The following is a 16,562-nucleotide window of genomic DNA, read 5'->3' as shown; positions in this document are numbered from 1 at the left end:
TCCCGGAACGGATCAGATAATGGGGTCACATCTTCGATCTTCGATCCCGGAACAGGCTGATCAACACACTCCGCGATACAACAGGGTCCACAACTGGTCCTCTACGACGGCGTCAGTTCCGTTAAGCAAGGGGAAATCGACTCGTTTCATCCCAAACGAAGATTGAGGACCTGACCTCACTTTTCGACCCCGCTTTCCTGCACATCCCAACTTACGCGCGGCCTTTATGCGTGAAATCGAATCATATTCAGCCAAGTCGTAAAGGCATCGATCTTCTTACGCCGGGCTCTTGTGCGCGTAATGTGGAGTACAAAGAAGCTATTTGCCGAACTCTACCGCATTGCTCTTCCCGTATGTAGGTCCGGAGACCATCTTCCACCGCGGGCGCTACTCGGCTTCCGCCATGTGCCGGAACGCAGCTTGGGCGACCACCTCGGCGGTCGCCGACGTATAGGGCGCGGACCTGCTCCCGCTCTGTTTCGGAATACAGTCCCCGCGGCAACTGGCTCGGGATCACGGCGTGGATAATAGGCGGGACAGCCTCCTCAAGGCTTCCTCTCGTTCCCCAATCCCGCACCGCGAGCGCCTTATAGCCTTCTCCATGATCTCGATGGAGCGGTCGTAGGTCTCCCTGTCCACGGGATAGGGGTATCCGTCCTTGCCGCCGTGGGCGAAGCTGTAGCGTGCCGGATCCTCCCAGCTAAGAGCGGTTCCGTGCACCAGTTCGGAGATCAGAGCCAGGGCTCGCAGGGTCTTTGCTCCTACCCCCTGCATCCCCAGTAGCGTTGCGAAGTCCTCGGGCTGCCTCTCGTAGGTCTTGAGGAGCACCTTGCCCACGGAGGAGGTGTGTAAGTGTTCGAGGAAGAGCTGGTGGCGCCTGGGCAGCCTCAGGTCCCTGAGCCGGTCCAATTGCGCGGCAGTCTTCTCTGGGCGGTCCCTGGAAAGGCCTGCCATGGCCTCCCTGGTCTCCCGCGAGACGGAGGAGGTCAGGTCCATGGTCGGGCCGCGGCTTTGAGCGCAGATGGCGGTGTGGGGCTCCTCCACGAAATCTCGCAGTCCGCGCGAGGCCCAGTGATAGCGGCGCGCGTAACCCTCGCCCTCGTTCATCCCCTGCTGCACCACCCACTCTCCCTTGTCCGTGAAGAGGAAGAAGTGGTGGTAGATCTGGTAGCCGTCCTGGAGGGCGTTGTTGTCCACTTTGGCGGACATGCGGCTTGCGCGCACCAGCTCCTCCGCTCCGCCCAGCCCGATCCGGTGGGCCTGTTCCTCGATCTCCTGCGGGGTGCGCCTGGAAACCGCTCCCTTGCCGCCGGCGGCGAAGATGCCTAGTCCCGGGAGTACCTTGAGCGCTTCCTTGACCGCCCCGCAGGTGGTGGTGGTCACCCCCGAGCTGTGCCAGTCGAAGCCGAGAACGCAGCCAAACGATTGGAACCAGTAAGGGTCAGCGAAGCGATAGATGGTCTCGGACTGACCCAGCTCATCCGCCATGTAGGCCATGACGGCTCCGGCGAGGCGCGTCATCCTCTCGAAAAGCCACCTCGGCGCCCTACCCCCATGGAGGGGAAGGGTGGCCGTACCCGTCCTCTGCACCGCGCTCACCCCGCCTCACTCTCCACCGTTCGCTCATAATCATGCGCTCATAATCATGCTATCAGCCCACGGTGACAGAAAATCCAATGGTAGACCCCACTGTTCCCCACCCATCTTCCCGACATCGAAGATCGAAGATGTGACCCCACCCATCCCACCCATCCATCGCCACCCGTCGAAGATCGAAGATCTGACCCCACAGCCCGATCTATGGGAGAATAGAGGAGCGCGTTGAGAGGATCAAGGGAGGGATGATGGCGAGAGAGACGAAAGGGGAGATGCTGAAAACCGTGCGTGGGCATGGGGCATCGGGATCGCCTGCTTCCCTCTCCCCATCCCGGCTGGTCCACGCCCTCCTTGCCCTCAACCTTGTTCTCCTGGCGGCGACGCTCGTCTGCGGATGCGGCGGCGGAGGGAGGTCTTCGGGAGAGGAAACGCTTCCTGAGGAGCATGCGGCCCCGGTGCGCATATGCGAGGGAGCCTTCCCCAAGCACTCGCCGGAAGGGAGCCTCATCGCGTTCACTCTTTGCGAGGACGACCCGAAAGACCCCAACGGCGTATCCTATGAGATATACACCATAAAGCCCGACGACAGCGATCTCCGGTGCTTCACCCGCGACCGGCCAGGACTGGAGGGCACACGCTGGAAAGGACAGCCATTCTGGCATCCCGGCGGGGAATACATCATCATTACGGCGGAGAACGCCTCCTACCCTCGCCGGGGATCGGGAACGGTGAAGTGGGGTCACATCTTCAATCTTCGACCGGCGTCGTTTTCGACGCGTAGAGGTGAATCGTCTTGAACCATCGTGATCGAAGATCGAAGCAACGACCCCACACGCCATTTGGTTAGAATAAGGGGGATACGGGAACGGCAGAGACAGCCCTGGCCCTGACGGATAAAAGATATCCGATGGGGTCACATCTTCAATCTTCGACCGGCGTCGTTTTCGACGCGTAGAGGTGATTCGTCTTGAACCATCGTGATCGAAGATCGAAGCTACGACCCCACACGCCTCCTTGCGGCAGGAGAGGAGGCGTAACGGAGGGGAAACGGTGCGGAGATAAGCGAGGAAAGGAGGCGGCGATGGATTTCACCTTCACCGAGAGCCAGAGGATGTTTCGCGAGAGCCTGAAGGAATTCCTGGAAAAAGAGATCGCGCCCCTGGTGGATGAGCAGGAGAAAAAAGGCCCCATGGGCAGGGAGCAGGCGCTGGAGGTCATGCGCCGCTTCCGCAAGATCGGGGTGGGGTTCGAAGTGGAGAGCATGTCTGACATGGGCAGCGACCCCATCTGCATAGCCATCCTGGCCGAGGAGATGTTCCGCGTGTGGCCGGCCGCGGCGGGCCTGGTGGGCCTCAGTTTTCCCGCCGCCCTCATCAACGTGGCTTCCGACGACATGCGCGAGAGGCTGCTCCCCCGACTGATGAGAAACGAGGTCATCGGCTGCTACGCCATCACCGAGCCCGAGGCGGGATCCGACAACCGCGCCATGCGCACCACCGCGGTGCTGGACGGCGACTACTACCGGGTGAACGGCACCAAGACCTGGATCACCAACGCGCCCGTAGCCGACCTGTGCATGCTGGTCGCCAACGACGAAAAGGGAGAGCGCATCTTTCTCCTCGTGGAAAGAGAGAAGTCGCCCTACGAGGTGAGCTCCCTGCACAAGCTGGGATGGAAGGCCGCTCCCACGGGAGAGATATTCTTCCAGGACTGCATGGTGCCCCGGGAGAACAACGTCATGGCCATGGTGGCAGCGGCCATTACCGGCCCGCGGCTAAAGGAGCTCCTGGGCGACGACTTCGACCCCTCCCGCCTGGCTAACTCGAGGTTCGCGAAGATGATGGGCAGCCTGGCGCCGGAGAACGTCATCTTCGCCTTCCTGCGCAGCGGCATGGCCCTCGCGGCCGCGGGCATCGCTCAGGCGGCCCTGGACGCGGCCATCTCCTACGCCCGGGAGAGAAAGCAGTTCGGCAAGCCCATCGGCAGGATGCAGCTCATCCAGGAGAAGCTGTACAACATGCAGGCCTTGACCGTGGCCTCGCGCCTCATGGGTTACTGGGCATTCCAGCTCGCCGTGAACGCCGACCCGCAGGCGCGCATGGCTTCCTCGCTGGCCAAGGGATTCGCCTGCGAGGCGGCGGTGCAGGTGGCCTCGGAGGCCATCCAGGTGCACGGGGGGATCGGGCTCTCCGACGAATACCCGCTGGAGAGGTATTTCAGGGACGCGCGCATGCTCACCATCCCCGACGGGACCACGGAGATTCAGAAACTGGTAGTGGGACGAGAGCTGCTGGGGAAGGGTTTCTCCGCCTACGCCTGAGGGGTTGCGGCACGGAGCCGTGATGATAGTCAGGCACAGTCGCTCTTCTGCCAAAGGTTTCCTCCGGTTGAAGGGGTTGCGGCACGGAGCCGTGATGATAGTCAGGCACTGCACGGCCCGATACTGTCCTTATCCGTGCGGCGAGGGTGAGTCCGCCCCTCGTTTTCCTGCAGCTTTACCAGCCCCATCCGTGCGGCCCATCGAAGATCGAAGATGTGACCCCATACTGTACGCCTGAGGGGTTGCAGCACGGAGCCGTGATGATAGTCAGGCACTGCACGGTCCGATACTGTCCTTATCCGTGCGGCGAGGGTGAGTCCGCCCCTCGTTTTCCGGCAGCTTCACCAGCCCCATCCGTGCGGCCCATCGAAGATCGAAGATGTGACCCCATAAGGAATCCAGAGGCCTCGCCTCTGGATTCCACCTGTCTAGCTGTCTAGCTGATCGCCTGTCCGGAAGTTTAACTACCAGATATTAGCTACCCGATCGCTGGATTTGAACAATAGAACAATATGACCGGGCCCTTGAACGCCCATGTTTTCCCCCTACGGGTTGAAGGTGTACCCTGATAGGGTGTCGGCGGCGGGGCAGCTGCCGCGGTACATGGAGTACATGGGACGCTCCACAACCACCGGGCGGTCGCTCATCACCTCGCAGGCCACGTCGTGCTCCGGCCCCACCACGTCGTTCACCTTCACCGTCACCCGGGTGCGGGGCGGCACCGAGACCGCGTGCTCGCGCTGGGAGGTGTCCTCGAGCATGAAGCGCAAGGCCACCCGCGCCTCCTCGTCCCCGGGGTTGAGCAGGCATATCCACTCCTCGAAGCCGGCCCGGGTGCAACCCTCCGCCAGGTACCAGGATGAGCCGGGCTTGGCCACCCCCATGGCGTTGGACCCTTCGCTGATCACCGAGTTGTAGAGGAAGTACATGGGGCGCTCGACCACGATGGGCACCTCGGAGGTGACGGTGGCGGAGACGTCGTGCTGGCGCGCCACGTCGTTGTTCACGTTCACCGTGAAGCGGGAGCGGGGCGCCAGGGAGTATTCACGCTCGATGCGTCCCCCGTCCTCCATGACGTAGGTGATCCTCGCCCGCGCCTCCTTCTCGGAGGGGTTCATGAGGCAGATCCACTGGTTGAACCCGGTGCGCGTACAGCCCTCGGCGAAGTACCACTCCTGTTCCGGCCGTGCGGCTCCCATGACGTTGTGGCCCCCGTCCCACATCCCCTGGTAGAGGAAATACACCGGGCGCTCCGCCACGATGGGGAGGTCCGAGGTCACGCGCATGGACACGTCGTGCCCCGCTCCCGCCTCCGCGTCCACGGGGATGGTGCCCCGACTCCAGGGGGCGAGGCGGTAGGTGCGCACGAGCGAGGCGCCTCCCTCCATGAGGTATTCCACACGCACCTGTGCCTCTCGGCCCTGGGGATTCTGCAGGCACAGCCAGGTGTCGAAGCCCTCCCGCGTGCAGCCCTCGGCGAAGTACCACTCCCGCCTGGGGAACTGCGCCCCCTGGGCGGTGTGGCCTCCTAGGATGGCCTGGCCTCCCTCGCCCGCGTAAGAGAAGTACATTGGGCGCTCGGAGACGATGGGCCGGTTCGAGGTCACCTGGATGGAGACGTCCTTGCCCGACCCCACATCCCCGTTGACGTAAACGGTGCTGCGGGAGTGAGCGGGGAGGGAGTAGGTGCGCATGGAGGCCTGTCCCTGTCCTTCACCCAGGTAGTAGTTCACCGTGACCTCGGCCGAGGAATCCCCGGGGTTCTGCAGGCACAGCCAGGTGTCGAAGCCCTCCCGCGTGCAGCCCTCCGCGAAGTGGTTGGTCTCGGAGATGTTGTTGCCCACGTACACCGTGACCTCACCCGAGGCCTGTACCTCCGCCCGGTTGCCGGCGGCGTCCCATGCCTGCACTGAGACGGCATGGTACCCGTTCACCACCGTGGAGGTGTCCCAGGCCGCCGTCCAGGGGGGCGAGGTGCGCTCGTCTATCTGCTTGCCGTCCACGAAGAAGGCGACGCCCGCCACCTTTAGGTTGTCCCGCACGTCTGCCTTCACCGCCACCATGCCCCTCAGCCATTCCTTTCCCGTGGGCTCCACGATGTCCACTGTGGGAGGGGTGGTGTCTTTGTAGAAGTGCACAGGGGTGGTGAGGCGCTTCCTCCCTGCCCTGTCCTTTATCTCCGCGATGAGGGTATGCTCCCCGTCGGCAAGGCGCGAGAGGTCCAGGGTCGCCTCGAGTTCGGGCCCCGAGCACAGGGGAGCGCCGTCCACCAGCCAGGTCACCGCGGCCACTCCCGAGACCGCGTCGGAGCAGGCCACCTTGGCGGCGAGTGCCTTCTGGAAGTAATTGCCAGATGAGGGCAAGGCGATCTCGCCCTCGGGGTCGGTGAAGTCCGCCCGGTAGGAGAAGGTCCTGGTGGCCGAGACGTTGCCCGCCTTGTCCTCGGCGTAGTAGGAGACGGTGTGTTCCCCCTCCTCCAGGGCGAAGGGCTTTGAATAGACGGTCCACGAGGAGGCGCCGTCCATGCGGTAGTAGGAGGCCTTGACCCCGGAACCCGAGTCCGTTGCCGAGATGGCGGGGCCGAAGGAGGGCTGGGTCACGTACCATCCGTTCTCCCCGTCGGGGGCTGAGACCTGGAGCTCCACGGATGGGGGCTTGCGGTCGAGGACGATGCCCTCGAGAATGTTTTCGGCGCCCCTGCCCGCGGTGTCCTGGACCTGCACCCGGAAGTCGTAGGTGCCGTCGGAGAGGGAGGAGACGTTGAAGTAGGCATCCCATGGCGCGTCGGGGTCATGGTAGAGGGTTTTCCAGCTCCCGTTCGTAGTACGGTAGGAGAAGTCCGCCCACACGATGCCGTCCTGGTATTTTTCGGAAGTTGGGGAGAGGAGCCAGTCGCCAGACACCTTGAAGTCGTCGGCGGCGGTGGCGGACACGTGGAAGCTGCCCCGCTGGTACTTGCCGGGGTCGTTGATGGATACCGTGGGGTCTTTGGTGTCCTCGCGCTTGGTGAGCACGCGGCCCGCGTGGGTTCCCGTGCCCACCGCCAGGGCGAAGAAGCGCGTGCCGTCGGAGAGGCAGTCGGTGGAGGCGGGGTGGTCGCAGGGCATCATCTTGTAGAAGAGCCCACTGATCTTGTTCCAGCCGTCGTTCTCCCCGCAGGAGGCGTTGTAGTAGCCCAGTCCCCCCGCGGGGTCGGAGGCGGCGCTTCCCCTCAAGGTGAGCATGAGGTCCGAGCCCTGGGCCGCGATCTGGGGGTAGCACCAGTCGGTGTTGTTGTTGTGAAGGACAGCTCGTGCTTCCCACCCCGCAGAAGGCCTGTACCTCTTGTAATAGACATGATGTGCTCCCGCCCCATCTTTGCCGTCGCACACCAGGGCCACCCGACGCTCTCCGTTGACGGTGAAGGCGCAGCACTCCGGCCAGGTCATGTCCGTGCCCCCGCCGGTGGGTATGAGGTCCAGGTTGCGCCCCCAGGAGCTCCCGTCGGAGGTCCAGGCCTGGGAGATGGAGCGCAGGTCGCCGCTGCCGTCGGAGTAATACACGGCGGCGCTCTTCTCCCCCGAGGCCTCGATGCAGGGGGTGGTGGCCGTCCTGCCGTCTCCCGCGTCGCTGGCGCAGCTCTGTGCCTGGCGGTTGAGGGAGAGGTCCAGCCGCAGGTAATAGACCTCGTTGCGCCCCGGGTAGTCGGAGACATAGGCGGCGTGCACCATGTTCCCTGCCATGGCCAGGTGGGCCTCGTAGTTGTTCCAGCTGCTCCCCGCGTCGATGTAGGTCTTGGGCCAGGTGGCCCCGCCATCCCAGGAGCAGCGGATGACCAGGGCCCAGCGCCCGTTTATCTTCTCTTTGAAGGACAGCGCCACGTACTTGCCCGAGGCCGCGAGGTAGGGGTCGCAGGCCTGGCGCGATTTGTCCACGTCCATGCAAGTGCCGCTGCCCCAGTTCAGGGTGAGCTCGTCGGAGGCGCGGTAGAGATAGACGTCCTGGCCGTTGTCCGCCGCCATCACCAGGTACCCGTTGGAGTGCACCGCCTGGGCCTGGCTGGCCCCCGCGAGCCCCACCGCCACCTCGCCCGTCCAGGTGCCGTGGCCTGAATCCGGCCCCGGGAAGGAGGCGGCCCTGTCGGGAGTCATGGCTGGCGTGCTTAAAGCGAGCACGAGCAGAATGGCCACGACCGCCCCTGCTGCGAGGGCGCGGCCAATCCCGCGCGCCGCCGTCCCTGCCGCCCCGCGGGCCGCCGCAAGGGGTGATTTTCCGCCCTGTCCCGGTCGGGATCCCCGGAACCTGCCACCCACAAGTGTTACGCAAGCCGGGAGGGCGCCTTTTTTCTCTGCCACGGCGCCCTCCTCATCTGATAGCGGCTTCCTGATAGCCCAGGGAATGGGAGCCGCCCGTTATCTGTCCCTTGTAGTTGAAGTAGAGGGCGCGCTCGCAGATGAAGGGTTGGATCTCTTCCACCACAATTGATATATCCCCCTCGTAGCCGTAGAGCCCCTTGGCCACCTCGTTGATGTTGATGGAGGCGCGCTGGCCGGGCTGGAGGGTGGGTGCATCGTAAACGCCTATATAGCCTGCATTGCCAAACATGTGGACAGAAGCCCTAACAGAACCACCGCTTCCACCTTGACTTTCTTCGGGATTATATATCAATATCCATTCCTCGAAGCCCGGGCCCGTGTATCCCTCGGCGAAGAACCAGCGCTTGGCGCCCACTCCCTCCTCGCCGTAGGCCTCCGCCCTCTGGGGACGGAAAACCCCCGCCAGGGCCAGCGTCCCCAGCACACCTGCCACCATGAGCAGGACGGAGAGCAGTCCCGCCGCAAGCACCTTCCCGGGGCTAAGTATGACCACCTTCATCTCCGCTCTTCTCCTTTCTCCTTGCATCCACCGTCCATCCTGTGTACATGCCGGAAAATCCCTCTGGAGTATCCTTCTCAAGTCGCTCGGGAGGAAAACCACCCTCATCTCCACCCCTTTCCCCTTATCTCCACCATCAATCTGGTATACATGCCGGAAAATCCCTCTGGAGTATCCTTCTCAAGGCGCTCGAGAGGAAAACCACCCGCATCTCCACCCCTTTCCCCTTGTCTCCACCATCAATCTGGTATACATGCCGGAAAATCCCTCTGGAGTATCCTTCTCAAGTCGCTCGGGAGGAAAACCACCCGCATCTCCTCTCCGTTCTCCTTGCGTCCCGTTGGATCTACGAGGTACCCTCCTCGCAGAGGCAGAGACCCTCGTATCTTCACTCCTTTACCTTGCCTCCACCGTCCATCCGAGTCGTATGCCCGAACACCATCTTTGTATCTCCAGCAGACCCGTAACCTGTGCTTGAATATCCCGATGGGCTATCCGCCTCCCGATACCTCGCCCTTGAGATGTTCCTTATCACCTCAAGCAGGAAGACGGAACCATACTTCCACCCGCCTCCCGATACCTCGCCCTCGGGATGTTCCCGCAGGATATAATGCCCGAGTTGTCCTTCTGGGTACACCGATAGGGGACCCCGGGACTTTCCCTCAAAAAGTGCAAGCGAAATCATGTTACTTAATAAATCCGATTATGTCAACATAGTAGAGTTAGATTAGTTATATAAATACCTAACGCTGGTAAGTGGGAGTTGAATTAGGCCCGAAAATCACCCAGATTATAACATTCGTGGGGTCAGATCTTCAATCTTCGATCAGAGGTGGGGTCAGCCCCGGACATGGGACATCTTCGTAAACGTGCAAACATAGGGTCAGGTCTTCGGTATTATTTGTGGGGGCCTCTGGTCTGATCTTAGATCTCCGGCCCCGGTAACTTATATATGTGCAAGCGAGAGGGAGAGCACTGGCTCTCTATCGCCCTCGCATCTGAAGAACCCGCAAGCAAACCCGCATTGAAGATCGAAGATACGACCCCGTTGGTGATAGCCCCCATAGCTCAGTGATCAGAGCAACCCCTTGGCGAAGGGGAGGTCGCGGGTTCGAATCCCGCCGGGGACACCCAATCCAACCCCCGCAAGCCGGATAGGACGCGGAAGGGTCCCGCCAGGCACAAAGGCCTCAAGGTGGAACGTGGGCCGGTGGATATCCCCACCCCCACCTTTATTGCTGCGCTCTATGCCGACAGCCGGACAAGGATTCCCTATGTTACCCGCATCGAAGATCGAAGATCTGACCCCAAGAGTGGGCCTACTGCTCCTTGGGCGCCGGCGTGAAGAGATCCGGGAAGAGCAGCCGGCAAAGGGCGTCGAAGATGCCCACCGCCTCCCCCGATGCGTTGGTGGACTTGTTGGTGATGACCACGATGGTGGCCTTGAGGTCCGGATTGTGGAAGATGACCGAGTTGAAGCCGTTGATGGCTCCGGTGTGTCCCAGAAAGCCGAAGACCGAGGCGATGCCCAGCCCGTACTGGAGGACGTTGTCGGGCACCTGGACCATCCGCAGCCGTTCCTCCTGCATCTCCGGGGTGAGCAGGGAGCCGTCCGCCAGGGCCCGCACGTAGGTCTTGAGGTCCTCCAGGCTGGAGATCATGGCCCCGCCGGTCCAGGGGGCGGAGGGGTCGATGCGGGTCATTTCCACCAGGGCCTTGCTGGTCTCGTAGTCGGCGGCGGGCATGTAGCCGTGTGCGTAGTCGCCGGGCATGTCGGGGCCTGTGGGGAACCAGGTCTGCTTCAAGCCCAGGCGGTCCAGGATCCCGCGCTTTATCTCCTCCTCCACCGGGGTGCCGGTGATCTGCTCGGCGATCATCCCCAGCAGGTAGTAGTTGGTGTCGGAGTAGTGCCAGCCGGCGCCGGGCTCGAAGTCGGGCTCGTGGCGCAGGACGATGTCCATGATCTCCTGCGCGGTCCAGACCTTCAGGGGCTCGCTATCGAAGACCCGGCCGAACTCCTCGTCCTCCGAGTAGCTGTAGATGCCCGAGGTCATGTCGAGTAGCTGGCGGACGGTGATACGGTCGCCGTTGGGGATGCCGGTGACGTACTTGCTCAGGGGGTCGTCGAGGGAAAGCTTCCCCTCCCCGGCAAGCTGCAGGATGAGCGTGGCGGTATAGGTCTTGGTGTTGGAGGCGATGCGGACGGTCTTATCCACCTGCATGGCTTCCCCGGTAGCGGTGTCGGCTGTACCGAGCGCGCCCGTCCAGGTGCCCCGGCCGTCCACCCAGACCCCCGCGATGACCCCGGGGATGTTCTCGGCAGCCATTGCGTCGGTGATGATCTTTTCTATCTGCTGCTGCGTCGCCTCATCGAAGGAGGGCTCGGCGGCCTGCTTGTCACCGCAGGAGAGAGAGGCTGTGGCCAGCGCTGCGATGAGCAATAATACCGCTGCCATCCTGGCGAATCGTTTCCTTCCGTTCGAGAGCATGCCTGCCTCCCCTCATCGCTGGTCCCAGTGACGCAATTTTCATAATTCTATCACACTCTCCTCTGGGGTCAGATCTTCGATCTTCGATCCACCATAAACGGGGTCTAAACGGGGTCACTTCTTCGGCCCCGGCAACTTATGAACCGCAACCGAGCTGGGGTGCCCTATCTTATCCCCTGGACTCGAGCTTCGCGCACGAAGCACGTCTGTAAAACCGCATTGATGCTAGACCCCACTTGGCGTTGGCGCGAGCCGTGTCGATGTTCGGAGATAACTCGATTGGCAGACAATGCATCGAAGATCGAAGATACGACCCCGTCGGTGATGCTAGACCCCACTTGGCGTTGGCGCGAGCCGTGTCGATGTTCGGAGATAACTCGATTGGCAGACAATGCATCGAAGATCGAAGATGTGACCCCTTCCGCATTAGCTAGCAGTCGAAGCATCGAAGATCGAAGATACGACCCCGTCGGCGACCCCATCCGCTGTAGAATGGTGCTAGGATTCCGGCGCGAGGCAAGGAGGACGCCGACGGCTGCGCGAAAAGGCTTCGGGCGCACCTGGTGGGGCAACGCCTGGGTGGAGGCGATGGAGAGGATCGACCGCGACACCAACCGCCTCCCCCGCGGCAGGCGCTACGCGACGGCTGGCAACGTGCGCGAGATCGGGGTGGCCGGCGGCGCCGTGCACGCGTTGGTCCAAGGTACCAGGGCGAGCCCCTACCGTGTGACCCTGCGCCTCAAGCCCTTCAGCGACGCCGCGGCCTCTAAGGTGAAACTGCTGCTTGAGTCCAATCCCGCCCTTGCCTCCGAACTCGGCTTGGGCAGGCTCCCCGAGCGCATGCTGGACATGCTCGCGGAGGCTGGAGTGCACATCTTCCCGCGCTCCTGGAAGGAGATGGAAGCGAAATGCTCGTGCCCCGACTGGGCCAACCCCTGCAAGCACCTCGCGGCGGTCTATTACCTGGTGGCCAACGAGATCGACAAGGACCCCTTCCTGGTCTTTGAGCTGAGGGGCGTCTCCGCCGCGGCCCTGCGCGAGGCGGCGGGGTTGACCCCGAACGAAGGGGAGGAGGAGCTGGAGGAAGCCCTGTCCTTCATCCACTACCGCGAGGCCGAGGCGGCCCCAGCTCCGCAGGAATGGGTGGACCTCGACCTCTCCTTCCCCCGCCTGGACCTCGACGGCGTCTTCTCCCTCCTGCAGGACGCCCCGTTCTTCTGGGTGGAGGGCGACTTCAAGCAGGTCCTGCGCGAGGCATACCGCACCGTGGCCGCGGCGGCCGAGGACCCTTGGTTGACGGAGGAGTTCCCCTCCCTGCGCGGGATCGATCTATACCTCCTCCTCGAGGAGGCGGACCCCTCGTTCTTCCTCGCCCTGGACCGCGAGGGCGCCCCCACTCCTGCGGAGATGGCGCGCATGCTTTCCACCGCCGCCCGGGAGGAGGTGGAATACCGTGCGGCACGTAGGAGGTTGCCCGTTTACGGGGAAGCGGGGCTGAGCCTCGCCTCCCGCGTCGGGATCAAGGTGGACGCCGGGCCGGTGCTCGATTTCTTCCTCGCCCTCCCCCTGGAGACGGACCTTTCCCATTATTCCCCTTCCTCCCGTGCCTTGTGCCTGGCGGGGGCGATCGCCCTGGCCCTGGCGCGCGCCTGCTCTTTCGTCCCGCGGGTGATCCGGAGCCCCGGGCCGGGAACGGGGCCGGAAACAGGGGCCGGAGGCGTGAGCAGAAGGACGGGTTCCGCCGGGGCGGCGGGGACGCGGACCGGAAGGACCGGCGGAGGCGGACCGGGCGCTCATGGCCTGACCGCCTCGCCCGCTTCCGGCCGCTCTGGAAGGGGGCCGGAGGGCGCGGGGAGGGCGCAGGCGAGGGAGATGGGGAGCGGGGCCTTCCGCGTCCGTTATGAACTCCTGGTGATGGGGGAGGCGGTGAAACAGGCGCTGGATTCCCTGGAGGCGTTGCTCCCAACGGAGATGGGATACAGCAGGAAGGGGCAAGCGGTGCCCGCGGCGGGGTTCTCCCGCTACCTCGTGGGTATTTTCCTTGATCGCGTGGTGCGGAGGTCCGCGGGGTTGATCGCTGACCCGGGCTTCATGAGGCCCGATGCCCACGTTCCGGAATCCGGCCGGCCACCGGGCGCGGGTGGTCCGGCATACGGCGAGCCCGTCCACGGTGACCAGGCAAGCGGCAGGCGAACGCGCGGCAGGCCGCCCAGCCGCGCCAGGCGGGACAGGCAAGCCACGGCGCGGCGCGAGCTTGCCTGCGACAAGCTGGTGCGCGCCTTCTTTCTGGGCGAGACCTACCTCCCCGCGAAGTTCGAGGAGATGCGCACGGCGGCGAGCGTCGCCAACTGGCTGGAGAGGTTTTACATCCGGGGAAAAGCGGTATCCCCGGTGATCAGGGTGGAGATAATAGAGGGCCAAGCTAGAGGCTTTCGGGAAGGGGGAATGCCGCCACATGCGGCCGGCCCAACCCACCCGACCGGCCCAACCCACCCGACCGGCATGGCCCACCCGACCGGCCCAACCCACCCGACCGGCGCGGCCCACCCGACCGGCCCAACCGGCATGGCCCACCCGACCGGCGCGGCCGAGCCGCTTTCCCCGCGGGAGGGAGAACCCGTCCCCGATGCCGGGCCGTCCAGCGGGGAAGCGCTGCATGCCGCGCCGGCAGCCGGGGATCTCTTCGTCCTGCACCTTGACGTGGAGGACCGGGAGAACCCCATGGCCCCCATGCTCTCGCTGGCGGAGGTCTTCGCAGCCGAGGACGAGGTCTTCTCCCGTCCCGCTGCGCCCCTCAAGCGCGACCTGGCACGGCAGATCGCCGTGGCCGGAGAGTATCTGCCGCAGCTCTCCGACATCCTCAACTCGCGCGGGGTCATGTCCGCGCTCATCGGCCCCGCGGAGATGGCCGAGCTGCTCACCCGTCACGCCGCCGTCCTGGGCGTCCTGGGCATCAGGCTGGTGCTCCCCCGCGAGCTGGCGAGGCTCCTCTCGCCCCGCCTCGCCCTGCGCGCCTCCTTCCCCGGGTCGGGCAAGGCGGTGAAACATCTTTCCCTGGCCCAGATGCTCGACTTCGACTGGGAGATATGCATCGGGGACACCGCGCTTTCGCGCGAGGAATTCCTGGAACTGGCGCGCTCCGCCGATGGGGTGGTGAGGTTCCGGGAGGGATACGTGCTGCTCGACCCCGCGGAGGCGAAGCGCCTGCTGGAAAAGATGTCCAAACCTCCCCCGCAGCCCGCGCCGGCGGAGTTCCTGCACTGGCTCCTGGCGGGGGAGAGGGAAGGTGTGGAGCTGCGCGCCGACAAAGCCCTCGAGAGGTGGTTGAGGAGACTGACCCGCTCCGAGAAGGTGGGGGTCCCCTCCGCCCTGGCGGGCGAGCTGCGCCCCTATCAGGAGAGGGGATACGCCTGGCTCTACACCAACGCGGTAAGGGGGCTCGGCTCCTGCCTGGCCGACGATATGGGGCTTGGCAAGACCATCCAGGCCATCGCCCTTATCCTTTCCTTGAAGGAGCGAGGGGGGAACGGAGGCGAGGGCGGAAGGCCGCACCTGGTGGTCTGCCCCACCTCGGTGGTGGGAAACTGGCACAAGGAGGTGGAGAGGTTCGCCCCCTCGCTGCGCGCCTCAGTCTATCACGGGTCGGAGCGCAGGTTGCTCACCAAGGGCGTGGACCTGGTGATCACCACCTACGGCACCCTCCGCCGCGACCTGGAGAAGTTCAAGACGAGGCGCTGGGGGGCGCTGATCATAGACGAGGCCCAGAACATCAAGAACCCCTCCACCGGGCAGGCGCGGGCGGTGAAGGCGCTCAAGGCCGCATGCCGCGTGGCCTTGAGCGGCACCCCGGTGGAGAACCACCTGGGCGAGCTGTGGAGCATCTTCGATTTCCTCAACCCCGGATACCTGGGGTCGCTGGATTCCTTTCGCAAGACCTACGCTGTCCCCATCGAGAAGTACCGCGACGGCGAGCGCATCGAGCGGCTGCGTCGCGTCACCTCCCCCTTCGTCATGCGCCGCCTGAAGTCGGACAAGAGCATCATCCCCGACCTCCCGGAAAAGATGGTCGCCGAGGAATACTGCTACCTCACCCCCGAGCAGGCCGCCCTATACCAGAGGGTGGTGGACGAGGTCATGGAGCTGATAGAGTCCAGCGAGGGTATGCGGCGCCGGGGGAACATCCTCAAGCTCATAACCTCCCTCAAGCAGATCTGCGACCACCCCGCCCTCTTCGCCAAGCGGGGCAAGGTGGAGGCCCGCCTCTCGGGCAAGGCGGCGCGCTGCCTCTCCCTGCTGGAGAACGTCCTCGCGGCGGGTGAGCGGGCCCTGGTCTTCACCCAGTACGTGGAGATGGGGGAGCTGCTGCTTCAGATGATCGAGGGGGAGTTGGGCGAGCGGCCGCTCTTCTTCCACGGCGGAATCCCCCGCAAGAAGAGGGACGAGATGGTGCGGGAGTTCCAGGAGGGGGACGGACACTCCCTCATGGTGGTCTCCCTGCGGGCCGGGGGAACCGGCCTCAACCTCACCGCCGCCAGCAACGTCGTGCACTACGACCTGTGGTGGAACCCCGCGGTGGAGGAGCAGGCCACCGACCGCACCTACCGCATCGGTCAGGAGCGCAACGTCTACGTGCACCGCCTCCTCACCCTGAACACCTTCGAGGAGAGGATCGACGAGATGATGCGCAACAAGCGCGAGCTGGCAGAGCTCACCGTGTCGGCCGGCGAGCGCTGGATCACCGAGCTCTCCGACCGCGAGTTGCGCGACATCTTCTCGCTCCGCGAAGCACCCCGGGGTCGTAGCTTCGATCTTCGATCCCGGTAACTTATGCCTGTGCGAGCGGGCAGGGAAGCCCCCTTTCGTTCCCACCGTCGCCTCTGGACCCCCGCAAGCAAACCCGCATCGAAGATCGAAGATCTGACCCCATAGTTGCGCCCGCGTAGAAGATCGAAGAAGTGACCCCATCGTTGCGCCTTCTTCTATTTACACCTCAATATGGACACAGCGATAATGTTACGCGTGACCACCTTGACGATAAATAACGATAATTGACAATAAATGAGCAGATGGGTAGCCAAGATAATCCAGGAGGATAACCAGGCGATGTCGAGCGAACAGAGGGCAGTGTCAACCGAGCCGAAACGCTTAGGCCTCGCCGGCCTCGGCTACTGGGGCAAGAACATCCTGCGCAACCTGTGCGAGATGGGCGTGCTCAAGGCCGCCTGCGACCCCGACCCCGAGGTCCTGGTCTCCACCAGGGAGGCCTACCCCGACCTCGCCCTCTGCGCCTCCTTCGAGGAGCT

The 16,562-nt window shown here is 63.9% G+C and carries 8 protein-coding genes; 4 read left to right on the top strand and 4 right to left on the bottom strand.

The window, feature by feature from the left end:
• Window positions 1-513: 513 nt before the first annotated feature.
• Window positions 514-1,590 carry a DUF763 domain-containing protein gene (locus H5T74_04330; protein ID MBC7229605.1) on the bottom strand — a complete coding sequence of 359 codons (1,077 nt, stop codon included), beginning with the start codon at window positions 1,588-1,590 and terminating at the stop codon, window positions 514-516.
• Window positions 1,591-1,841: 251 nt separating this feature from the next.
• Between H5T74_04330 and H5T74_04325 the strand changes: the two genes are divergently transcribed.
• Window positions 1,842-2,393, top strand: a complete 552-nt coding sequence (locus tag H5T74_04325; protein MBC7229604.1) for a hypothetical protein — start codon at window positions 1,842-1,844, stop codon at window positions 2,391-2,393.
• A gap of 284 nt (window positions 2,394-2,677) precedes the next feature.
• The gene (locus tag H5T74_04320) at window positions 2,678-3,916 is read left to right on the top strand and encodes an acyl-CoA/acyl-ACP dehydrogenase (GenBank protein ID MBC7229603.1); all 1,239 of its coding nucleotides are present in this window, start codon (window positions 2,678-2,680) and stop codon (window positions 3,914-3,916) included.
• A 545-nt stretch (window positions 3,917-4,461) separates the two neighbouring features.
• Here the strand turns inward: H5T74_04320 and H5T74_04315 are convergent.
• From H5T74_04315 to H5T74_04305, 3 genes are all read right to left on the bottom strand, one after another.
• The gene (locus H5T74_04315; GenBank protein ID MBC7229602.1) at window positions 4,462-8,085 is read right to left on the bottom strand and encodes a hypothetical protein; all 3,624 of its coding nucleotides are present in this window, start codon (window positions 8,083-8,085) and stop codon (window positions 4,462-4,464) included.
• Between the two features lie 175 nt (window positions 8,086-8,260).
• Complete coding sequence (locus H5T74_04310; protein MBC7229601.1) at window positions 8,261-8,770, bottom strand: hypothetical protein; 510 nt, start codon at window positions 8,768-8,770, stop codon at window positions 8,261-8,263.
• 1,319 nt (window positions 8,771-10,089) lie between these two features.
• The gene (locus tag H5T74_04305; GenBank protein ID MBC7229600.1) at window positions 10,090-11,259 is read right to left on the bottom strand and encodes a beta-lactamase family protein; all 1,170 of its coding nucleotides are present in this window, start codon (window positions 11,257-11,259) and stop codon (window positions 10,090-10,092) included.
• Window positions 11,260-11,847: 588 nt separating this feature from the next.
• Between H5T74_04305 and H5T74_04300 the strand changes: the two genes are divergently transcribed.
• Together H5T74_04300 and H5T74_04295 are read left to right on the top strand one after the other, a co-directional pair.
• Window positions 11,848-16,083, top strand: coding sequence for a DEAD/DEAH box helicase family protein (locus tag H5T74_04300; protein ID MBC7229599.1), 4,236 nt, complete (start codon window positions 11,848-11,850; stop codon window positions 16,081-16,083).
• Between the two features lie 234 nt (window positions 16,084-16,317).
• Window positions 16,318-16,562 (top strand): hypothetical protein (locus H5T74_04295; protein ID MBC7229598.1); only part of this gene is annotated, 245 nt, incomplete at its 3' end.

The organism is Actinomycetota bacterium, from assembly GCA_014360645.1.
Classification (GTDB): Bacteria; Actinomycetota; Geothermincolia; order Geothermincolales; family RBG-13-55-18; genus Solincola_B.
Note: the sequence above shows the minus strand (reverse complement) of the source record. Positions and strands in the feature narration are given on the sequence as shown.

Coding starts and splice junctions, on each gene's coding strand:
- H5T74_04310 (MBC7229601.1), bottom strand. CDS start 8,770: ATGAAGGTGGTCATACTTAGCCCCGGGAAGGTGCTTGCGGCGGGACTG.
- H5T74_04320 (MBC7229603.1), top strand. CDS start 2,678: ATGGATTTCACCTTCACCGAGAGCCAGAGGATGTTTCGCGAGAGCCTG.
- H5T74_04325 (MBC7229604.1), top strand. CDS start 1,842: ATGATGGCGAGAGAGACGAAAGGGGAGATGCTGAAAACCGTGCGTGGG.
- H5T74_04300 (MBC7229599.1), top strand. CDS start 11,848: ATGGAGAGGATCGACCGCGACACCAACCGCCTCCCCCGCGGCAGGCGC.
- H5T74_04305 (MBC7229600.1), bottom strand. CDS start 11,259: ATGCTCTCGAACGGAAGGAAACGATTCGCCAGGATGGCAGCGGTATTA.